Annotated in this window: 1 protein-coding gene; it reads right to left on the reverse strand. The window is 69.9% G+C overall.

What is annotated here, in order from left to right:
* Positions 1-95: 95 nt before the first annotated feature.
* Positions 96-249 (reverse strand): outer-membrane lipoprotein carrier protein LolA (locus SB822_RS59425; protein WP_410859418.1); only part of this gene is annotated, 154 nt, incomplete at its 5' end.

Here is a 249-nt window from a genome sequence, read left to right on the forward strand (position 1 = left end):
GGAGCGGCTTCAGCCGCGACCTGCCGGACCCCGCGTCGCGGCTGAAGCCGCTCCTACGGTGCGATCGCAGGCGAAGTAGTGCCGCGGAACGACGGTTATTCGCCGACCACGTCCACGCCCTTGGCCGGCGTGAAGCTGAAGGTCCCCGCCGCGAAGGTCGGGTTGCGCTTGAGCTCGTCGAAGCGGATCGCCGTGCGCTGGCCGATCGCGTCCACCACTTCCATCCGCGCCAGGCCGTTGGGACCGAAG

Origin of the sequence: Paraburkholderia sp. SIMBA_054, from assembly GCF_046534875.1 — a bacterium.
Taxonomy (GTDB): Bacteria; Pseudomonadota; Gammaproteobacteria; order Burkholderiales; family Burkholderiaceae; genus Paraburkholderia; species Paraburkholderia hospita.